The organism is Acinetobacter sp. YH12099 (assembly GCF_013419195.1).
Classification (GTDB): domain Bacteria; phylum Pseudomonadota; class Gammaproteobacteria; order Pseudomonadales; family Moraxellaceae; genus Acinetobacter; species Acinetobacter towneri.
Window position 1 is genome coordinate 75,922 of record NZ_VPAP01000003.1, and the last position, 16,103, is coordinate 92,024.

Consider the following 16,103-nt stretch of genomic DNA (forward strand, 5'->3'; position numbering starts at 1 on the left):
TTTATTATGCGCCAAAATGAGATGAAGTCAATTCATAGTAAGATGAGTGAAAATAGACATCTGGTATACATCTCAATCTTTCCTTTGAAAGATATATACAAAAGAAATATCAAAATGAATATTAAAAAATAATCTTAATAATTCAATCAATTATCCACCACACCAAATTTCTTAAAAATTCGTGCACGGCGTTTAGGCTGAATATTGGCTTTGTTTAAATTGCCTTGATAATGTTCAAATACACGTTTATCCATAATTTTAAACCACAAAGGTGGAATCATGGCAGGCAGCAACATGCTGGCATAACCGCTTGGTAATTCAGGCGCTTCATCAAAATGTCGCAAAGCCTGAAATGGTCGGGTTGGATAAGCATGATGATCGGAATGACGTTGTAATTGATACAAAAACAAATTGGTCACAATATTGTTATTATTCCAGCTGTGTTCAGGCATAGTGCGCTCATATTTGCCATGCGCATCTTTTTGTCTAAGCAAGCCATAATGTTCTATATAATTAATTATTTCAAACAGGCTAATGCCATAAAAAGCCTGTGTCGCCAAATACGGAATGATCCCAGTACCAAAACGCGCCAACAATGCAGCATGAAATGCCGCACTCATGCCCCAGCCTTGTAATAATTCATTGTCTTTCGACCAAAAACTTTTGCCTTTACGTTTTAAACGCTGAGTTTCAATTTGCAGTGCAGACTTAAACGAACCTTTTACCGTGCGGGGCCAAAACTCATAAAATGTTTCTCCCATACGTGAAGATGCAGGGTCTTCAGGTGTCGCAGCACGTTTATGATGCCCATACGGATGCTCAACCCGAAAATGGTTATATCCTGTTGGTGCTAAAGCCAAATGTGACAGTAAGTGATCTATTTTTGAAGATTTATGGCTGAGTTCATGCGCAGTATTGACAGCAATACCATTCACCATCCCCATGGAAATACCCAGAAAAATTTTATCGACTAACGAGGTTTGTGGCCGTCCAACCAAATAAGCTGCATAAATATTGGCGGCATATTGCAAAGGAATAAAACTTTTCACCAAACGCGAATAATACCGATCTTCCTCAAGTCGTTTCACATCTTCATTGCTTGGGTTATTGGCATCTTGACCAATTAAAGTATCAATTGTTGGAATAATCACATGCAATAATAAAGGGCCACCTAGAGCAAAAACTTTTTTCGCAGGCTTCGGAGCGAATTGATAACCCGCCAAAATCCCCATCCCCAATACAGGTAAAAATGGGCTGATCAACCATAAATAACGCTTTTTATCGAGTTGAGCCGCGCTTTTATAAGGAACATCCTGTTCCATCTCTTTAAGCAAATGAAGTGGTGCATTCATCTTATTTTCTTCCTTCTACGCTGTTCTACCTATATATTTGAGGAAAGACACGAGAATGAACAGTTGCAGACGTCCAAAAAAGCTATGCAAAAGTCTTTGGCGCAAAAATGCGCTATATTGTCCTGAAATCACAGGTTTATTTTTTATAATGATTTATGCTTAAAATATGGATGCTTTAAGTAAAATTTTTGATGATATACATCTGCACCAATCAGAATATATCTATTTAAATCCTCAAGGAGATTGGTCATTTCAATATCGTGACCAAGGGGCAATGCTGGCTTATGTAGTACTACAAGGCTCGCTGCATATCCATTTATCTGCACAGACACACCTTCACATTGATGCAGGTGATATTGTCCTGATTCCATCGGGTTGCAGTCATTACGCAAGTGCAACTGCAGACACTCACTGGACAGAACACTTTGATATTTCGGATTTATTTCAAATTCAGTCACAGCAGTCAATAAATTTTGGCACGATAAATCACACACAAGCTGAAGACGCATTTATTTTGGTGATTCAATGCCACATGGACACCACCATGGCAAAACCGCTTTTAAGTGCCCTACCCGAATATCTGCATATTCCGCATATCATGTGCAGCACAGCGCCCGAGTGGTTACAAATTGGCTTGCAATTTTTAGCGGTGGAAAGTCATCAAATCCGACCGGGACGGGATAAAATATTAGATCACTTGGTCAGTATTTTACTGATTGAATGTGTGCGTGATTATATTTTTCAGCTTGATGACTCAAATAACTGGCTCGGCGCTTTGGCACATCCTGAACTTTCCAATGCGCTCGCAGCTATTCATGGTCAACCCGAAAAAGCATGGACGGTAGAAAGTTTGGCAGAACAATGTTGCATGTCACGTTCTAAATTTGCCAATTTGTTTAATCAGGTGATTGGTGAGCCGCCTTTGGCATACTTACAACAACATCGGCTACGCTTGGCATCGCATTATTTACAGCAAGGACAATTGTCGATTCAACAAATTGCCCATCGTGTCGGTTATTCTTCCGAAACCGCCTTTAGCCAAACTTTTAAAAAGCAATTCGAGCTAACACCTAGCCAGTATCGGCAGCAGTTTCAAAACAACAATGCAATCACGAAATGAACAGTTTAACGATCTAAAATCGCCAAAATTGCTTGTGCAGGGTCTTCGCTGTTATCGGACAATAATTGCTTATGCATAGTGATATGTTGCATCACTTGAATTTGTGCAGTTTCGATATAAATTAACTTTTCAATTTCTGCTGCCAAACGCTCTGGTGTTGCATCATCCTGAATTAATTCCTGAATCACCTTTTTACCTGCAATAATATTTGGCAATGAATAATAAGGAATTTTCACCAACAGTTTCGCAATCCAGTACGTAATGCGATTGAGCTTATAAAACGTAACCATTGGACGATGTAATAGCATCGCTTCTAACGTCGCCGTGCCTGAAGCCAGTGCAATCATATCGGACGCATTCATTACCTGACGACCAATTTTGGATTCTGTGCCACGATTTTCCATCAATTGCACTTTGTCTTGTAATGCACTCGGATAAGACTGCAGTAACGCTTCAATTTGTTGTTTACGTGCATCATTAATTGCAGGAATTAAAAACTTAAACTGCGGATATTTTTGCGTCAAAATATAAGCCGCATCTAAAACTAACGGCCCTAAACGCTCAATTTCACCACGTCGGCTACCAGGCAATAACGCAATATGTTGTTGCTGTTGGTCTAAACCCAATTCTTGTTTTGCTGCAGCAATTGGATTTTCCAACGGCAACTGACTCGCCAAAGGATGTCCGACAAAGGCTGCAGGCACATCCCATTTTTTAAAAAAGGCTTTTTCAAACGGAAATAAACACAGTACCAAATCTATACTGGCTTTAATGCCATGTACCCGACCTTGTCGCCATGCCCATACCGAAGGACTGACATATTGCACGGTTTTAATCGGCAAGTTTTTCTGTTTTAAACTTTTGGCAAGACGTAAATTAAAATCAGGCGCATCAACTCCGACAAAGACATCGACGGGATGTTGAGTCCACTTTTCGACCAAACCATCCCGTACTGCAAAGAGTTTTTTCAAATCTTTCAGCACTTCAACAATGCCCATTACCGATAAAATATCCATCGGATAATAACTTTTAAACCCTTCCGCAATCATTTGCGGACCACCAATGCCTTCAAACTCAGCATCAATGCCTTGCTCACGAAAACGTCGCATGAGTTGTGCCCCCAAAGCATCACCCGATACTTCTCCCACAACGATACCTATTTTAAGTTTCCGATTTTGCAAGCGTTTTGTCCTCTAAATTTTAATGGATATGAATTTTCGCATTTTAGCATAGCCACTGTATTTTGTAAGAAACAGAAAGTAAGCCGTGGCTTGAATCTGCGATCTTTTGCACTGATTTTCCACATTGACTATATCTGTTTTAAGAATAAGTAAATCATTAATCAAGACAACAGCTTATTGCCAAAAGGCATAATATATTCACGATTTTTGACTTCGGCATATCTTCATGGTTGGTCCTTTAGAGTTTATTTTGGCAGGTGTATTGGTCGGCTTCTGCGTGGGTGTGACTGGCGTAGGTGGCGGTTCACTGATGACTCCCATTCTGATCAGCTTGTTTAAAATTGAACCGCATATCGCAATTGGAACAGACCTACTTTATGCCGCCATTTCAAAATTCTGCGGCTCATTGGTTCATGCCAAAAAAATGAATATTGTATGGCCCATTGTAATTTGGCTTGCAGTGGGCAGTATCCCTGCTTCATTTGCGACCCATTGGGTTTTAGAGAATTATTTAAGCCAATCTACCCATTACAAAATGGTACTGACCGTGGTACTGGGCTTTATGTTGACCTTAACTGGCATCTCAATTGTGTTTCGCGGTCAAATTGAAACATTTTTCAATAAATACCGTAAACAAGAATTGCCTGATATGACTCAAGACCTTGAAAAGGTCAAAATGCAGGCTGCAGATAAGCGTGCCCTCATTGTAATTATGGGAGTTGTACTGGGTGTATTTGTCACACTTTCTTCAGTGGGTGCAGGTGCTTTTGGCATCATGGCATTGGTACTGATGTTCCCGAATCTACCGATGATTCGTATTATCGGTTCAGATGTCGTACATGCAGTCTTACTCACCCTAGTTGCAGGTTTAGGTCACATGAGTTCAGGTAATGTCGATTTTCACCTATTGGTTTGGCTGTTGGTTGGCTCGATTCCTGCAATTGTGGTGGGAACTTTAGTCAGTTCACGTTTACCTGAAAAAGTGATTCGTAAAGTTTTAGGTATTACCTTATTTATTATCGGGATTAACTTTATGGTTAATCCTGTGAAATCAAAACCTATCAGCACACTAGAAACTGCAACAGCAGTTTCTGAGGCACAAGCCAGCCAATAATGAATGCTTTATCTGACAGGATTTTGCTAAAACAGACCGTTTAATTTATCTACCCGATTCATCACTTATTTTTTAAAGAAGTATTCATCTTTTTATAACAAAATACAGTGAAATTCATGTTATATTCAGACTATTAAACAATCTTTTGTATGATCAAACCAGTGACGGCAATGAATACTTTACAGTCTAATCCTCTTACACAATCAGACATCGATGACGTGAATATTGAAAGTATTCAGCCACTCGTGACTCCTGCAGAATTAAAAACTGAGTTACCTTTGACTGAAAATGCTTATCAAACCGTTCTTCGTGGTCGTGAAACAATCCGCAATATTTTAGATGGTAAAGACAAGCGTCTATTTGTGGTGATTGGTCCATGTTCTATTCATGACCCTGCTGCTGCACATGAATATGCAGATCGTTTAAAAGTATTAAGCGAAAAAGTAAAAGATTCTCTTTATATTGTGATGCGTGTTTATTTTGAAAAACCACGTACTACAGTGGGCTGGAAAGGCTTAATTAACGATCCAGACATGAATGACTCTTTTAACATTGAAAAAGGCTTGCGTCTTGGTCGTAAACTTTTACTTGAGTTAAATGAAAAAGGTTTGCCATGTGCGACTGAAGCACTTGATCCAAACTCTCCGCAGTATTATCAAGATTTAATTTCTTGGTCTGCAATTGGTGCACGCACTACAGAAAGCCAAACGCACCGTGAAATGTCATCTGGTCTTTCTTCTCCAGTCGGCTTTAAAAATGGTACAGATGGCGGCTTAACAGTTGCTACCAATGCCATGCAGTCGGTAAAACACGGTCACAGCTTCTTGGGTCTTAATGATCAAGGTCAGGTTTCAGTAATTCGTACTAGCGGCAACCCGTATGCACACGTGGTTTTACGTGGTGGTAATGGCAAGCCTAACTACGATGCAGGCTCTGTTGCAGATGCTGAAAATGCATTAAACAAAGCCAAAGTCAGCACCAAAATCATGATTGACACCAGCCACGCTAACTCAAACAAAGACCCATTCTTACAGCCATTGGTATTAAAAAATATCACTGAGCAAATTTTAGATGGCAATAAGTCTATTGTTGGGATTATGGTCGAAAGTCACCTGAAAGGTGGTCGTCAAGATATTCCTGAAAACTTATGCGATTTAGAGTATGGTAAGTCTGTGACTGACGGTTGTATCGACTGGGATACCACTGAAAAAGCATTGCTTGAAATGCATGAAGCATTAAAAGACGTTTTAGTGAATCGTTAAGATTTAAAAACGCCATCTTCATGATGGCGTTTCTATTTGTAGCATAGGAAATTCTGCGCGCATGAATGACATTGAAACCCAACTTAGCCAAATTAAAAATTTCCAGTTCATTCATGAGCGTTTGTTTTCTTCAGGTCAGCCTACGGCTGAAGAATTAAAACAAATTAAAGAATATGGTATTGGCACTGTCATTAATTTGGCTGAAAGTGATGCGGAACACGCCCTTCCCCATGAAGACAAAATTTGTCTGGATGTTGGACTAAACTATATTCAACTGCCAATTTCATGGGAAACACCATCCTCTGATCAATGTTTATTATTGCTCGATTTGGTCAATCATTTATTAGAAAGCCAAATGGTGTGGGTACATTGCAGCAATAACAACCACGTCAGTAGTTTAATGTATTTGTATCGTCAATATTTTATGGATGTGGATATTGCAACGGCTCAAGACTTTTTACATGATATCTGGAAACCCAATGAAACTTGGACAGGCTTAATTCACGCCGTTTCTTTGCAATTACAAGGTCGTAAAGCCACGCAAGATTTACAACAAGCTTTAGAATCTGCTGAACTTTCTTAATTCAGCAGATTGTATAGATAAAATTCTAACGCGATTATTTTGTATGAGAAATCAATACAATCGCTGTTGCTAAAATACCTTCCTGACGCCCAGTAAAACCTAATTTTTCAGTGGTTGTCGCTTTGATACTGATTTGTGTGACCTCTACATCCAATACATCAGCGACACTTTGGCGCATTTCTAGCGTATGCGGTGCAAGTTTAGGACGTTCGCACGCCACAGTAATATCGGCGTTATTCAGTTTATAGCCACGGTCTAAAATGAGTTGATAAACCTGTTTAAGCAATACCCGACTATCTGCACCTTTATAATTTGGATCGGTATCTGGAAAATGCTGCCCAATATCCCCCAGCGCCAAAGCACCTAATAATGCATCGCATAGTGCATGCAGCACTACATCACCATCTGAGTGTGCTTTTAAACCTTGTGTATGAGGAATTTGAACACCTGCAAGCGTCACAAAATCTCCCGCTTCAAAGGCATGAACATCTAATCCTTGTCCAATACGAATCTGTGCAACCATGTTCAACTCCTGTAGAAATAAATCATTGAAATCTTGTATTCATACTTTCGATTTCGCTATATTAGACCTAGCGCAACATAGTGAAAGTATAAGCGATCATGCTGTTGAAATCTGAGATTCATCTTATCAAAAACTTAAGTACACTGCTGTTATTTGGCTGTTTATATTCATCTTTCTCTTATGCACAAGGGATTGATTGTAGATCTACACCCAATAAAAAGTTGGCGCAGGTGTGCACAGAAAATTTCTCAGAATTGCGTGAAAAATTAAGTGATCAACATTTAACAGCTTATTTGATGAGTGATGCGCCTATTCGCTTGTTAGAAGATACTCAGCAATTGTGGATCCAACGCTTACAGCAATGCAAAAGCTTAAATTGTTATACTCAGCAATTTGATTTTAGAATTGATCAACTGAATTTTTTCACTTCAATGAATCAAAGCATGACTCAACATTATTTAAAATATGAAAATGGTCAATTTGCTGCACAACCCGTACATTTACAAATTCATCAACTCAATAAAAACAGCATTAAAATTGAAGGTATTGCTTATCGCAATCCAAATAACCGCCTTGAAAGCCAAAGTATTGCCTTTTTAGCTTATACAACACCTGATCAAAAAAACAAAATCATCGACAATGAGCACGATTGCAGTTATGAGTTTAATTATTCTAAAGCAATCTTAAAAATTCAAACCAAACAAAAAGGTTGTGAACGCTTTGCGGGCATCTATCGTTTATACGATTAATGCTGAACAATAGATTGTATTAGACAGATTAAATGAGCAACCACAACACAATTGGCAAAGTTAATGCGGCGAATACGGTTTGCAAGCTAATAATTGAAGCCATTAAACGACTATCTCCCCCTAAAACTTGTGTAAGTACATAAGCTGCCGATGCAGTAGGTAAAGCAAAAAACAAGACTAAAATTTGCGACTCCAACACTGGAACATTTAAGCTCTGACAAATTAGCCAAGCCAAAGCAGGCATAAATAACAAACGCCCGAACACATTCAATGCCAATGCGAATACATCTCGTTGCAAGCCATTAAATTGTAATGCTGCGCCCACACACATTAATCCCAAAGGCAAACTGCATAACGCTATTTGACGAATAAAATGCGCTGCACCTTCCCACAAGCTCAAACCTGATAAATTAAATAGACCGCCAACAATACACCCTAAAATTAATGGATTTTTCATTAATGACCATAAGATTTGCTTTGCCTGTAAAGTCTTAGTATCGCTTAAAGCCAGCACAGATAAAACATTCACCAATGGAATGCAGAACACCAAAATAATCGCAAACAGCGCCATGCCCTGCACCTGAAACAATGCTGCGACCAAAGCCAAACCGATATACGTATTGAAACGTACCATGCTTTGCATATACACCCCAAAACGGACTGCGGGTGTTTTGAAATAGCCGCGCAAGGCATATAACAGACAACTTACTAAAGCCACAATAATCCCTACGACCGACAAAATCTGTGCGATTGATTTCGCTTCAATGTTTGCTGTAGCGAGGTTTAAAAACAACATGCTAGGAAACAAAATATAGTAATTTAACTTTTCTGCACCCTTCCAAAATGGCTCATCCAACATACGTGATTGCTTAAGCAGATAACCCATTGCAATTAAGGCAATCAAAGGGAAAAGTGCAATAAAAATTAAATGGGTCATGGGGTGCTCTGTGTTACTGTTATGCTGTTCTTTTTAAATTATTGCTTAATAAATAAAGTAAATTTACTGGATATTATAAGGATTGTTTTGTGTTTATCCTAATTGCTTAGGCTTTTTAAAACCACAAAAAGAGAAAAAGATGATAATAGCAAAACTCACCTACATCATCTTTCAGATGGATTCTGTATTAACGATGAGTATGGATAGACATCACAATCCCCATACTCGCCAACATGGAAATAACAGCCGTTCCACCATAACTCATCAGCGGCAATGGGTCACCCGTTACAGGTAAAATACCACTCACCATCCCTGAGTTTAGAAATACAAAGAAAAAGAAAGTCAGACCAACCGTGCCTGCATACAAACGTCCAAAATTATGGAAACAATTCATCCCAATCATCAAACAACGTAAAATAATGGCAGCAAACAAACTGAACAGTAAAAATACGCCAATAAAACCAAATTCTTCGGCATAGGTCGACATAATAAAGTCAGTATGATGTTCAGGCAGATAACCCAAATGTGATTGCGTTCCTTCTAAATAACCTTTACCTGTAAAGCCGCCTGAACCAATGGCAATTTTAGATTGAATAATATTCCAGCCTGCCCCCAAGGCATCCGACTCTGGGTCAAATAAGGTTAGTACCCTTTTCTTTTGGTACTCCTGCAAAAAGAACATCCAAAGCAATGGTGCTGCGAGCGCCAATGCAGTGATTGCTCCTAAGATTAATCGCCATGACATGCCACTTAAAAATAGCGCAAAGACACCAGGAATAATCAAACCAATGTTTAAATCGGGTTGCAATGCCACCAAGACAAAAGGAATCATCATAATCACTAAAGCGACAATGATATGGATCAATTTAGGCGGGAAAGCACGACGCGAAAAATACCACGCCATCATCAATGGCATGGCAAATTTCATAAATTCACTGGGTTGCATACTGCCAATACCCGGCAAGCTGATCCAGCGTTTTGCCCCCATACGGGTTTCACCAATGACCAAAACCAAAGCCAGCATGATGACTGCAAAGATATAAAAATATGGACTGGCAGCTTGATATACCTTAGGCGGAATTTGCGCCAAAATAATCATGGCGATAAAACCAATGCCAAAACTGGTTGCTTGACGCAGCACCATCCCCATATCTTGCGCGGTGGCACTATATACCACCATTAAACCCAGAATCGCATTTAAAATCAGAAAACACAGCAACCATGGATCTAAATGTAATTTAGTCCAGCGTGAGGAATCATTTTTAATGCTTCTACCATCACGTAATGAGTGACGTAAAAAACGATACTGCTGCGATGGATTCATGCGACTCAAAGGTATTTAAAATAGACAGGATGGACAATTATAGAAGCAAAGCGGCACAGAGTGAATCATTAAAGCTTAATCGTTGAAGATTCAAGTTTAACGCGGTGTTAATTACACTAGATTTTTATCATCCATGTTGTTGTGAGGCTAAAATTAAACGTGCCAGCTCTAAATCATCGGGATAGGTGATTTTAATATTATCCGAACGACCGTGCACAACATTTACAATTTGCCCTGCTGCTTCTAAAGCACTGGCCTCATCGGTAATCGTCAATTGCTGTTTTAATGCAGATTCAATGGCTGTTTTAAGCACATCAAGTTTAGCAATTTGCGGAGTTTGCGCTTGCCAAAGTTGGTCACGGCTTACCGTGGTTTCAATTTTTGTGCCTTGGCTTACCTTTTTTAAAGTATCACGCACTGGAATAGCCAAAATTGCACTTTGATCTGTTGCCAGTGCAGTCTGATACAACTGTTCAAGGCAAGCAGCTGTCACACAAGGACGCGCTGCATCATGCACCAAAACCCAGTCATCTACATGGGCGATTTCAGATAAATAATGCAGTGCATTCAAGACTGAATCCACTCGCTCTGCACCACCTACGCAAAAATGTGCTTTTTCTTTTTGTGCCAAGTTTAGGTTTTGCGCCACATCATCTGCTTGACCAATCGCCAAAACATAACCCGCTAAAGGCAAGTGATTTAAACGTGCGATGCTGTGCGCTAAGACTGTTTGATCTTGAATATACTGATATTGTTTAAGTTCAGTTCTAGAAAAACGACTACCAGAACCCGCTGCGGGAATAACCGCCCAAAGTTTAGGGTGTCGGGGCGGTTGCTGCTGCAAGTTGTTGTGATTCATTGGTGCGTAAATCTACTGTGGAATTCGGTTGAATATAAATTGGTTTATATTGTGTGCTGATGGTGCTCATTTGCACAAAGGTTTCATGTGGCTTAATTAAGCCTAAATCTAAACGGGCATGCTCTTCAATGGCTTCTACCCCATTTTTTAAATCATAAACTTCTGCTGCAAGTACACGATTGCGCTCCTTCAGCTCTGTATTTAATTCTATTTGTTGTTGGATTTTTTCTGTCAGTGCAGCATGGTCACGATAACCACCTTCACCAAACCAGTGTAAATATTGCAACCCTGCGATCAAAAAGATCGCAAGGCCCAACAATGCTTTACTCGCTTTGGAGTCAAATACATTTAATAATGACATCTACTGATTTCGCTTAGTTCAAACCTTTGAACTCAGCTTTACCGCGATATGCAGCATTCGTCAATTCTTCAATACGAAGTAATTGGTTATATTTTGCTACACGGTCAGAACGGCACAGTGAACCAGTCTTGATTTGACCTGCTGCTGTACCTACTGCAAGATCCGCAATTGTAGAATCTTCAGTTTCACCTGAACGGTGTGAAATAACAGTTGTGTAACCATTGGCTTTCGCAAGGTAAATTGCATCAAGCGTTTCAGTCAAAGTACCAATTTGGTTGTACTTGATCAGGATTGAGTTACCTACTTTTTCATCGATACCGCGTTGTAAGATTTTCGGGTTAGTAACGAACAAGTCATCACCGACCAATTGAATCTTGTCACCTAAGATCGAAGTGAGGTAAGACCAACCTCCCCAATCAGACTCATCTAAACCATCTTCAATTGAGATAATTGGATATTGATTTACAAGACCAGCTAAATAGTCAGAGAATTGGTTGCTTGTGAATGCTTTGTTGCCTTCACCTGCAAGAATGTACTGACCATTTTTGTAGAATTCTGAAGATGCACAGTCAAGCGCCAACATGATGTCAGAACCCGCTTTGTAGCCAGTCTTCTCAATAGCTTCAAGAATAACTGTGATTGCTTCTTCGTTAGAACGTAAGTTTGGCGCAAAACCACCTTCATCACCCACTGCTGTGTTTAAACCTTTTTGATTCAATACAGATTTTAATGAGTGGAAAATTTCTGCACCAGCACGTAATGCTTCAGAGAATGAAGTAAAGCCCACTGGCTCAATCATGAACTCTTGAATATCAACGTTGTTGTCTGCGTGTGAACCACCATTTAAGATGTTCATCATTGGTACAGGCATGGTTAAAATGCTGTTGTTACGAAGGTCTGCGATGTATTGGAAAAGAGGAATTTTCTTTTCATCAGCAGCAGCGCGCGCAGCAGCCAAAGACACGGCTAAAGTTGCGTTAGCACCTAATTTTTCTTTGTTTTCAGTACCATCAAGCGCAATCATGGTGTTGTCGATGTCTTTTTGTTCAAACACAGACTTACCAAGTAAAGCATCACGAATTAAAGTATTGACGTTATTTACCGCAGTTTTAACGCCTTTACCCAAGTAACGTGCTTTATCGCCATCACGAAGTTCTAGAGCTTCACGAGAACCAGTTGAAGCACCTGATGGTGCACATGCACGGCCAACTACGCCAGATGCTAAGATTACGTCTGCTTCGATGGTTGGGTTACCACGAGAGTCCAAAATTTCACGTGCACGAATGTCAACGATTTGGCTCATGAACAATTCCTCAGTTGATTAATAACGTGATGCTTTAGGCATCAATGAGTCTATAATTTAATATGGATCTAATTTAGTGTGTATCTAGCTTTTGGAAACCTTTTACCAAGGTATCCAATTCTTTAAGCTGTGCCAAGAACGGCTCAAGTTGTGATAGACGCAATGCACATGGGCCATCACACTTTGCCTGCTCTGGTTCAGGATGTGCTTCTAGGAATAAACCTGCCAAGCCAGTTGCCATACCTGCACGTGCCAAGGTGGTAATTTGTGCACGACGACCACCTGCCGAATCTGCACGACCACCCGGAGTTTGCAAAGCATGGGTTACATCAAAGAACACAGGTACATTCATTTCTTTCATGATGTCAAAGCCCAGCATATCGACAACCAAGTTGTTGTAACCAAATGCTGAACCACGCTCACAAAGAATCAATTTGTCATTCCCTGCTTCTAAACACTTATGCAAAATATGACGCATTTCGTGCGGCGCAAGGAATTGTGCTTTTTTGATGTTGATAATGGCTTGAGTTTTTGCCATCGCTTCAACCAAATCGGTTTGGCGACTTAAAAACGCAGGAAGCTGAATAATATCTGCCACTTCTGCCACAGGCGCAGCCTGATACGGCTCATGCACATCGGTAATAATTGGCACATTAAAATGCTTTTTAATGTCAGCCAGCCATTCAATACCTTTTTCTAAACCGGGACCACGAAATGAGTTCAGGCTAGAACGGTTGGCTTTGTCAAAACTGGCTTTGAATACATACGGGATATTTAAGCGTGTGCAAATATCCACATAAGTTTCAGCAATTTCAAATGCAAGGTCTTTAGACTCAAGTACATTCATGCCGCCAAACAATACAAATGGCAAATGATTCGCCATTTGTATATCACCCAAACGTACAATTTCTTGTGGTTTTAATTGTGACATTTCAACTTCCTAGTTTATCCCTAAAGCCATCTTATTTGGTTTTTTGATGCTGTTGTTTTGCCGCACCGATAAAGCCAGCAAACAATGGATGTCCATCACGTGGCGAGCTGGTAAATTCTGGGTGGAATTGTACCGCAATAAACCAAGGATGTTGCGGAATTTCAACAGTTTCAACCAAGTGCTGAATTGGTGAATAACCCGAAATTTTAAGACCTGCTTCTTCAAGCACAGGAATATAACGGTTATTCATTTCATAGCGATGGCGATGGCGCTCTACAATTTCTGCAGAACCATACACTTCACGAGTTTTGGTACCTTCAACCAATTCAGATTTTTGTGCACCTAAACGCATAGTGCCGCCCAAGTCAGAATCGACAGAACGCTGTTGAACTTCGCCGCGCTCATCTAACCATTCAGTAATCAAACCAATAAGTGGCGACTTAGTCGAACGGTTAAACTCTGTTGAACTTGCATCGGCAATACCTGCCACATTACGTGCATATTCAATCACAGCCAATTGCATACCCAAACAGATTCCCAAGAATGGGACACCGTTTTCACGTGCATATTTGATGGCTTGCATTTTACCTTCGGTACCGCGCTCACCAAAGCCGCCCGGAACTAAAATTGCATCGGCATCTTTAAGTACAGTATTAACGTCTTGGCTTTCAAGGTCTTCTGCATTGACATAGTCAATTTCAACTTTGACGCGGTTTTGAATACCCGCATGCAATAATGCTTCGTTTACAGATTTATAGGCATCTGGCAGTTCAACATATTTACCCACCATCGCCACACGAACGCTGTATTCAGGGTTCAATAATGCATCAACTACGTTATCCCAATCAGATAAATCTGCTTCTGGAAGATCATTGAAGCCAAAACGCTCACAAATTAAATCATCAACGTCTTGTTCATAGAATGTACGCGGAATTTGGTAGATGGTTTTGGCATCTTTACATACCACAACCGCACGTGCTTCTACGTTGGTAAATAACGCAATTTTACGGGTAGTGTCAGCATCAACATCATGTTCAGTACGGCAGATGAGAATATCTGGCTGAATACCGATAGATAACAATTCTTTAACTGAGTGTTGAGTTGGCTTGGTTTTTAACTCTGCCGCAGATTTGATATATGGCAATAAAGTTAAGTGCATGAGCATAGTACGCTTATGCCCTAATTCCACCATCAATTGACGTACAGATTCCATGAATGGGAGAGATTCAATGTCGCCTACTGTACCGCCAATTTCTACGATTGCGACATCGTAGCCTTCGCCAGCGCGAAGTACACGTTCTTTAATATTATCGGTAATGTGTGGAATCACCTGAACAGTACCGCCCAAGTAATCACCACGGCGCTCTTTGTTTAGAACGTCTTGATACACGCGACCAGATGTAAAGTTATTTAACTTGGTCATTTTCGCACGACGCAAGAAACGTTCGTAATAACCCAAATCTAAGTCAGTTTCGGCACCATCCTCTGTGACAAAAACTTCACCATGTTGGAAAGGACTCATTGTCCCTGGATCGACATTAATGTATGGATCCATTTTGACCATGGTTACTTTTAAACCACGGGCTTCTAAAAGTGCAGCAACTGAAGCAGCTGAAATACCTTTACCTAGTGATGAAACTACACCACCAGTCACGAAAATAAAATGGGTCATTGGGTTTCTCGTACAATCGAGCCTAAATCGGCCTGCAATGTTGCGCAATTTTACTTTACTCTGCACCAATAAAGCAAAGTCATTCCGCATCAATTCATAGAACAATAAACAATTGGTTATTCTATCAGCATTTCCTATAAAAAATTAGAACTTCTTGAGAGGATTTTCATCTGTCATTTTATTGCTATAATACGTCCGTCTATCCGATCTTTTATTTTGTGCAATTATGAATAAGAAACTTTTAATTTGTGGTGCAATTGCAACGGCGTTGTTATTAACTGCATGTGTAAAAAAAGAACAGCCAAAGCAAGATGAGCAAGAACAAGTAGAGGTTCAAACTGAACAAACTACTGAAACTGCTCAATTTGAACCACTAGAACCTGTTGAAAACATTCAAGATGCTGAACCAGAAGCGCCTGCACAGGTAGAAGTGGAGCGCACTGAAACAGTGAACACCACAACTGAAATCCGTCGTGAAACACCTGCACAACCTGCTGCTGCACCTGCGCCTGCGCCGAAAGCGGCAGCTCCTGTAGCAGAAGATAAACCAACTCAAGCACGTCCAAGCAATAACACAGGTGCTCAATCTGAAGATGATGCTGTTGCCGCTGCGATTGCTGCTGCAACCCCAGCACTTGAGAACTAAGTGCTCACTTAAAACTAAGCTTTAAGTTAAAGTCAGTTTTAAGGTGTAAGTTCTTATCTTAGATTTGAATTGACGTTAAAAAACCCAGTCATTGTGTACTGGGTTTTTTATTCATTTGGATGAGTCTTCGCTGAGATAACTCGTGAATACATTTGCAATACAGCTACCTATTTCTATATAGGTTTG

16 protein-coding genes are annotated in these 16,103 nt (G+C 40.1%); 6 read left to right on the forward strand and 10 right to left on the reverse strand.

Translation table 11 applies throughout. The features are described 5' to 3' along the window. Positions 1 to 146: 146 nt before the first annotated feature. Complete coding sequence (locus tag FTU39_RS03340; protein WP_004973378.1) at positions 147 to 1,352, reverse strand: alkane 1-monooxygenase; 1,206 nt, start codon at positions 1,350 to 1,352, stop codon at positions 147 to 149. Positions 1,353 to 1,518: 166 nt separating this feature from the next. Between FTU39_RS03340 and FTU39_RS03345 the strand changes: the two genes are divergently transcribed. Continuing rightward, complete coding sequence (locus FTU39_RS03345; RefSeq protein ID WP_096900855.1) at positions 1,519 to 2,472, forward strand: AraC family transcriptional regulator; 954 nt, start codon at positions 1,519 to 1,521, stop codon at positions 2,470 to 2,472. Positions 2,473 to 2,477: 5 nt separating this feature from the next. Here FTU39_RS03345 and lpxB read toward each other — a convergent pair whose 3' ends face one another. After that, positions 2,478 to 3,653, reverse strand: coding sequence for a lipid-A-disaccharide synthase (gene lpxB, locus FTU39_RS03350; RefSeq protein ID WP_180051725.1), 1,176 nt, complete (start codon positions 3,651 to 3,653; stop codon positions 2,478 to 2,480). Positions 3,654 to 3,879: 226 nt separating this feature from the next. Between lpxB and FTU39_RS03355 the strand changes: the two genes are divergently transcribed. The 3 genes from FTU39_RS03355 to FTU39_RS03365 all read left to right on the forward strand — a co-directional run bounded on the left by FTU39_RS03355 (position 3,880) and on the right by FTU39_RS03365 (position 6,612). After that, positions 3,880 to 4,767, forward strand: coding sequence for a sulfite exporter TauE/SafE family protein (locus FTU39_RS03355; protein ID WP_180051726.1), 888 nt, complete (start codon positions 3,880 to 3,882; stop codon positions 4,765 to 4,767). A 170-nt stretch (positions 4,768 to 4,937) separates the two neighbouring features. Further along, positions 4,938 to 6,029, forward strand: a complete 1,092-nt coding sequence (locus FTU39_RS03360) for a 3-deoxy-7-phosphoheptulonate synthase (RefSeq protein WP_042068745.1) — start codon at positions 4,938 to 4,940, stop codon at positions 6,027 to 6,029. 61 nt (positions 6,030 to 6,090) lie between these two features. After that, positions 6,091 to 6,612, forward strand: coding sequence for a protein tyrosine phosphatase family protein (locus tag FTU39_RS03365; RefSeq protein WP_004973370.1), 522 nt, complete (start codon positions 6,091 to 6,093; stop codon positions 6,610 to 6,612). 34 nt (positions 6,613 to 6,646) lie between these two features. Here the strand turns inward: FTU39_RS03365 and ispF are convergent, their stop codons facing one another. Then, positions 6,647 to 7,135, reverse strand: a complete 489-nt coding sequence (gene ispF / locus FTU39_RS03370) for a 2-C-methyl-D-erythritol 2,4-cyclodiphosphate synthase (protein WP_004973369.1) — start codon at positions 7,133 to 7,135, stop codon at positions 6,647 to 6,649. Positions 7,136 to 7,233: 98 nt separating this feature from the next. On the opposite strand from ispF, the gene FTU39_RS03375 reads away from it, so the two are divergent. Continuing rightward, a complete protein-coding gene (locus tag FTU39_RS03375; protein WP_004973366.1) occupies positions 7,234 to 7,884 on the forward strand; it encodes a hypothetical protein in 651 nt (216 codons plus the stop codon). 28 nt (positions 7,885 to 7,912) lie between these two features. On the opposite strand, the gene FTU39_RS03380 is transcribed toward FTU39_RS03375, so the two are convergent. From FTU39_RS03380 to FTU39_RS03410, 7 genes are all read right to left on the reverse strand, one after another. Further along, positions 7,913 to 8,821, reverse strand: a complete 909-nt coding sequence (locus FTU39_RS03380) for an AEC family transporter (protein ID WP_154320714.1) — start codon at positions 8,819 to 8,821, stop codon at positions 7,913 to 7,915. 187 nt (positions 8,822 to 9,008) lie between these two features. After that, entirely contained in the window at positions 9,009 to 10,145 is a 1,137-nt protein-coding gene (gene rodA, locus FTU39_RS03385) for a rod shape-determining protein RodA (RefSeq protein WP_154320713.1), read from the reverse strand. Positions 10,146 to 10,272: 127 nt separating this feature from the next. Beyond that, a complete protein-coding gene (gene ispD / locus FTU39_RS03390; RefSeq protein ID WP_179995380.1) occupies positions 10,273 to 11,004 on the reverse strand; it encodes a 2-C-methyl-D-erythritol 4-phosphate cytidylyltransferase in 732 nt (243 codons plus the stop codon). Then, a complete protein-coding gene (locus tag FTU39_RS03395; RefSeq protein ID WP_154320711.1) occupies positions 10,961 to 11,365 on the reverse strand; it encodes a septum formation initiator family protein in 405 nt (134 codons plus the stop codon). Before FTU39_RS03395 ends, ispD begins: the two co-directional genes overlap by 44 nt. A 13-nt stretch (positions 11,366 to 11,378) precedes the next feature. After that, complete coding sequence (gene eno / locus FTU39_RS03400; protein WP_180051727.1) at positions 11,379 to 12,668, reverse strand: phosphopyruvate hydratase; 1,290 nt, start codon at positions 12,666 to 12,668, stop codon at positions 11,379 to 11,381. 73 nt (positions 12,669 to 12,741) lie between these two features. After that, positions 12,742 to 13,599 carry a 3-deoxy-8-phosphooctulonate synthase gene (gene kdsA / locus FTU39_RS03405; RefSeq protein ID WP_004973345.1) on the reverse strand — a complete coding sequence of 286 codons (858 nt, stop codon included), beginning with the start codon at positions 13,597 to 13,599 and terminating at the stop codon, positions 12,742 to 12,744. Positions 13,600 to 13,630: 31 nt separating this feature from the next. Next, complete coding sequence (locus FTU39_RS03410) at positions 13,631 to 15,271, reverse strand: CTP synthase (protein WP_004973343.1); 1,641 nt, start codon at positions 15,269 to 15,271, stop codon at positions 13,631 to 13,633. A 226-nt stretch (positions 15,272 to 15,497) separates the two neighbouring features. Here FTU39_RS03410 and FTU39_RS03415 point away from each other — a divergent pair, with 226 nt between their 5' ends. Continuing rightward, positions 15,498 to 15,917, forward strand: a complete 420-nt coding sequence (locus tag FTU39_RS03415; protein WP_096900861.1) for an internalin — start codon at positions 15,498 to 15,500, stop codon at positions 15,915 to 15,917. Positions 15,918 to 16,103 lie beyond the last annotated feature (186 nt).

Excerpts from the sequence above, each read along its gene's own strand:
- FTU39_RS03340 (WP_004973378.1), bottom strand. The coding sequence starts at position 1,352 with ATGAATGCACCACTTCATTTGCTTAAAGAGATGGAACAGGATGTTCCT.
- FTU39_RS03345 (WP_096900855.1), top strand. The coding sequence starts at position 1,519 with ATGGATGCTTTAAGTAAAATTTTTGATGATATACATCTGCACCAATCA.
- FTU39_RS03355 (WP_180051726.1), top strand. The coding sequence starts at position 3,880 with ATGGTTGGTCCTTTAGAGTTTATTTTGGCAGGTGTATTGGTCGGCTTC.
- FTU39_RS03360 (WP_042068745.1), top strand. The coding sequence starts at position 4,938 with ATGAATACTTTACAGTCTAATCCTCTTACACAATCAGACATCGATGAC.
- FTU39_RS03365 (WP_004973370.1), top strand. The coding sequence starts at position 6,091 with ATGAATGACATTGAAACCCAACTTAGCCAAATTAAAAATTTCCAGTTC.
- ispF (WP_004973369.1), bottom strand. The coding sequence starts at position 7,135 with ATGGTTGCACAGATTCGTATTGGACAAGGATTAGATGTTCATGCCTTT.
- FTU39_RS03375 (WP_004973366.1), top strand. The coding sequence starts at position 7,234 with ATGCTGTTGAAATCTGAGATTCATCTTATCAAAAACTTAAGTACACTG.
- FTU39_RS03380 (WP_154320714.1), bottom strand. The coding sequence starts at position 8,821 with ATGACCCATTTAATTTTTATTGCACTTTTCCCTTTGATTGCCTTAATT.
- rodA (WP_154320713.1), bottom strand. The coding sequence starts at position 10,145 with ATGAATCCATCGCAGCAGTATCGTTTTTTACGTCACTCATTACGTGAT.
- ispD (WP_179995380.1), bottom strand. The coding sequence starts at position 11,004 with ATGAATCACAACAACTTGCAGCAGCAACCGCCCCGACACCCTAAACTT.
- FTU39_RS03395 (WP_154320711.1), bottom strand. The coding sequence starts at position 11,365 with ATGTCATTATTAAATGTATTTGACTCCAAAGCGAGTAAAGCATTGTTG.
- eno (WP_180051727.1), bottom strand. The coding sequence starts at position 12,668 with ATGAGCCAAATCGTTGACATTCGTGCACGTGAAATTTTGGACTCTCGT.
- kdsA (WP_004973345.1), bottom strand. The coding sequence starts at position 13,599 with ATGTCACAATTAAAACCACAAGAAATTGTACGTTTGGGTGATATACAA.
- FTU39_RS03410 (WP_004973343.1), bottom strand. The coding sequence starts at position 15,271 with ATGACCCATTTTATTTTCGTGACTGGTGGTGTAGTTTCATCACTAGGT.
- FTU39_RS03415 (WP_096900861.1), top strand. The coding sequence starts at position 15,498 with ATGAATAAGAAACTTTTAATTTGTGGTGCAATTGCAACGGCGTTGTTA.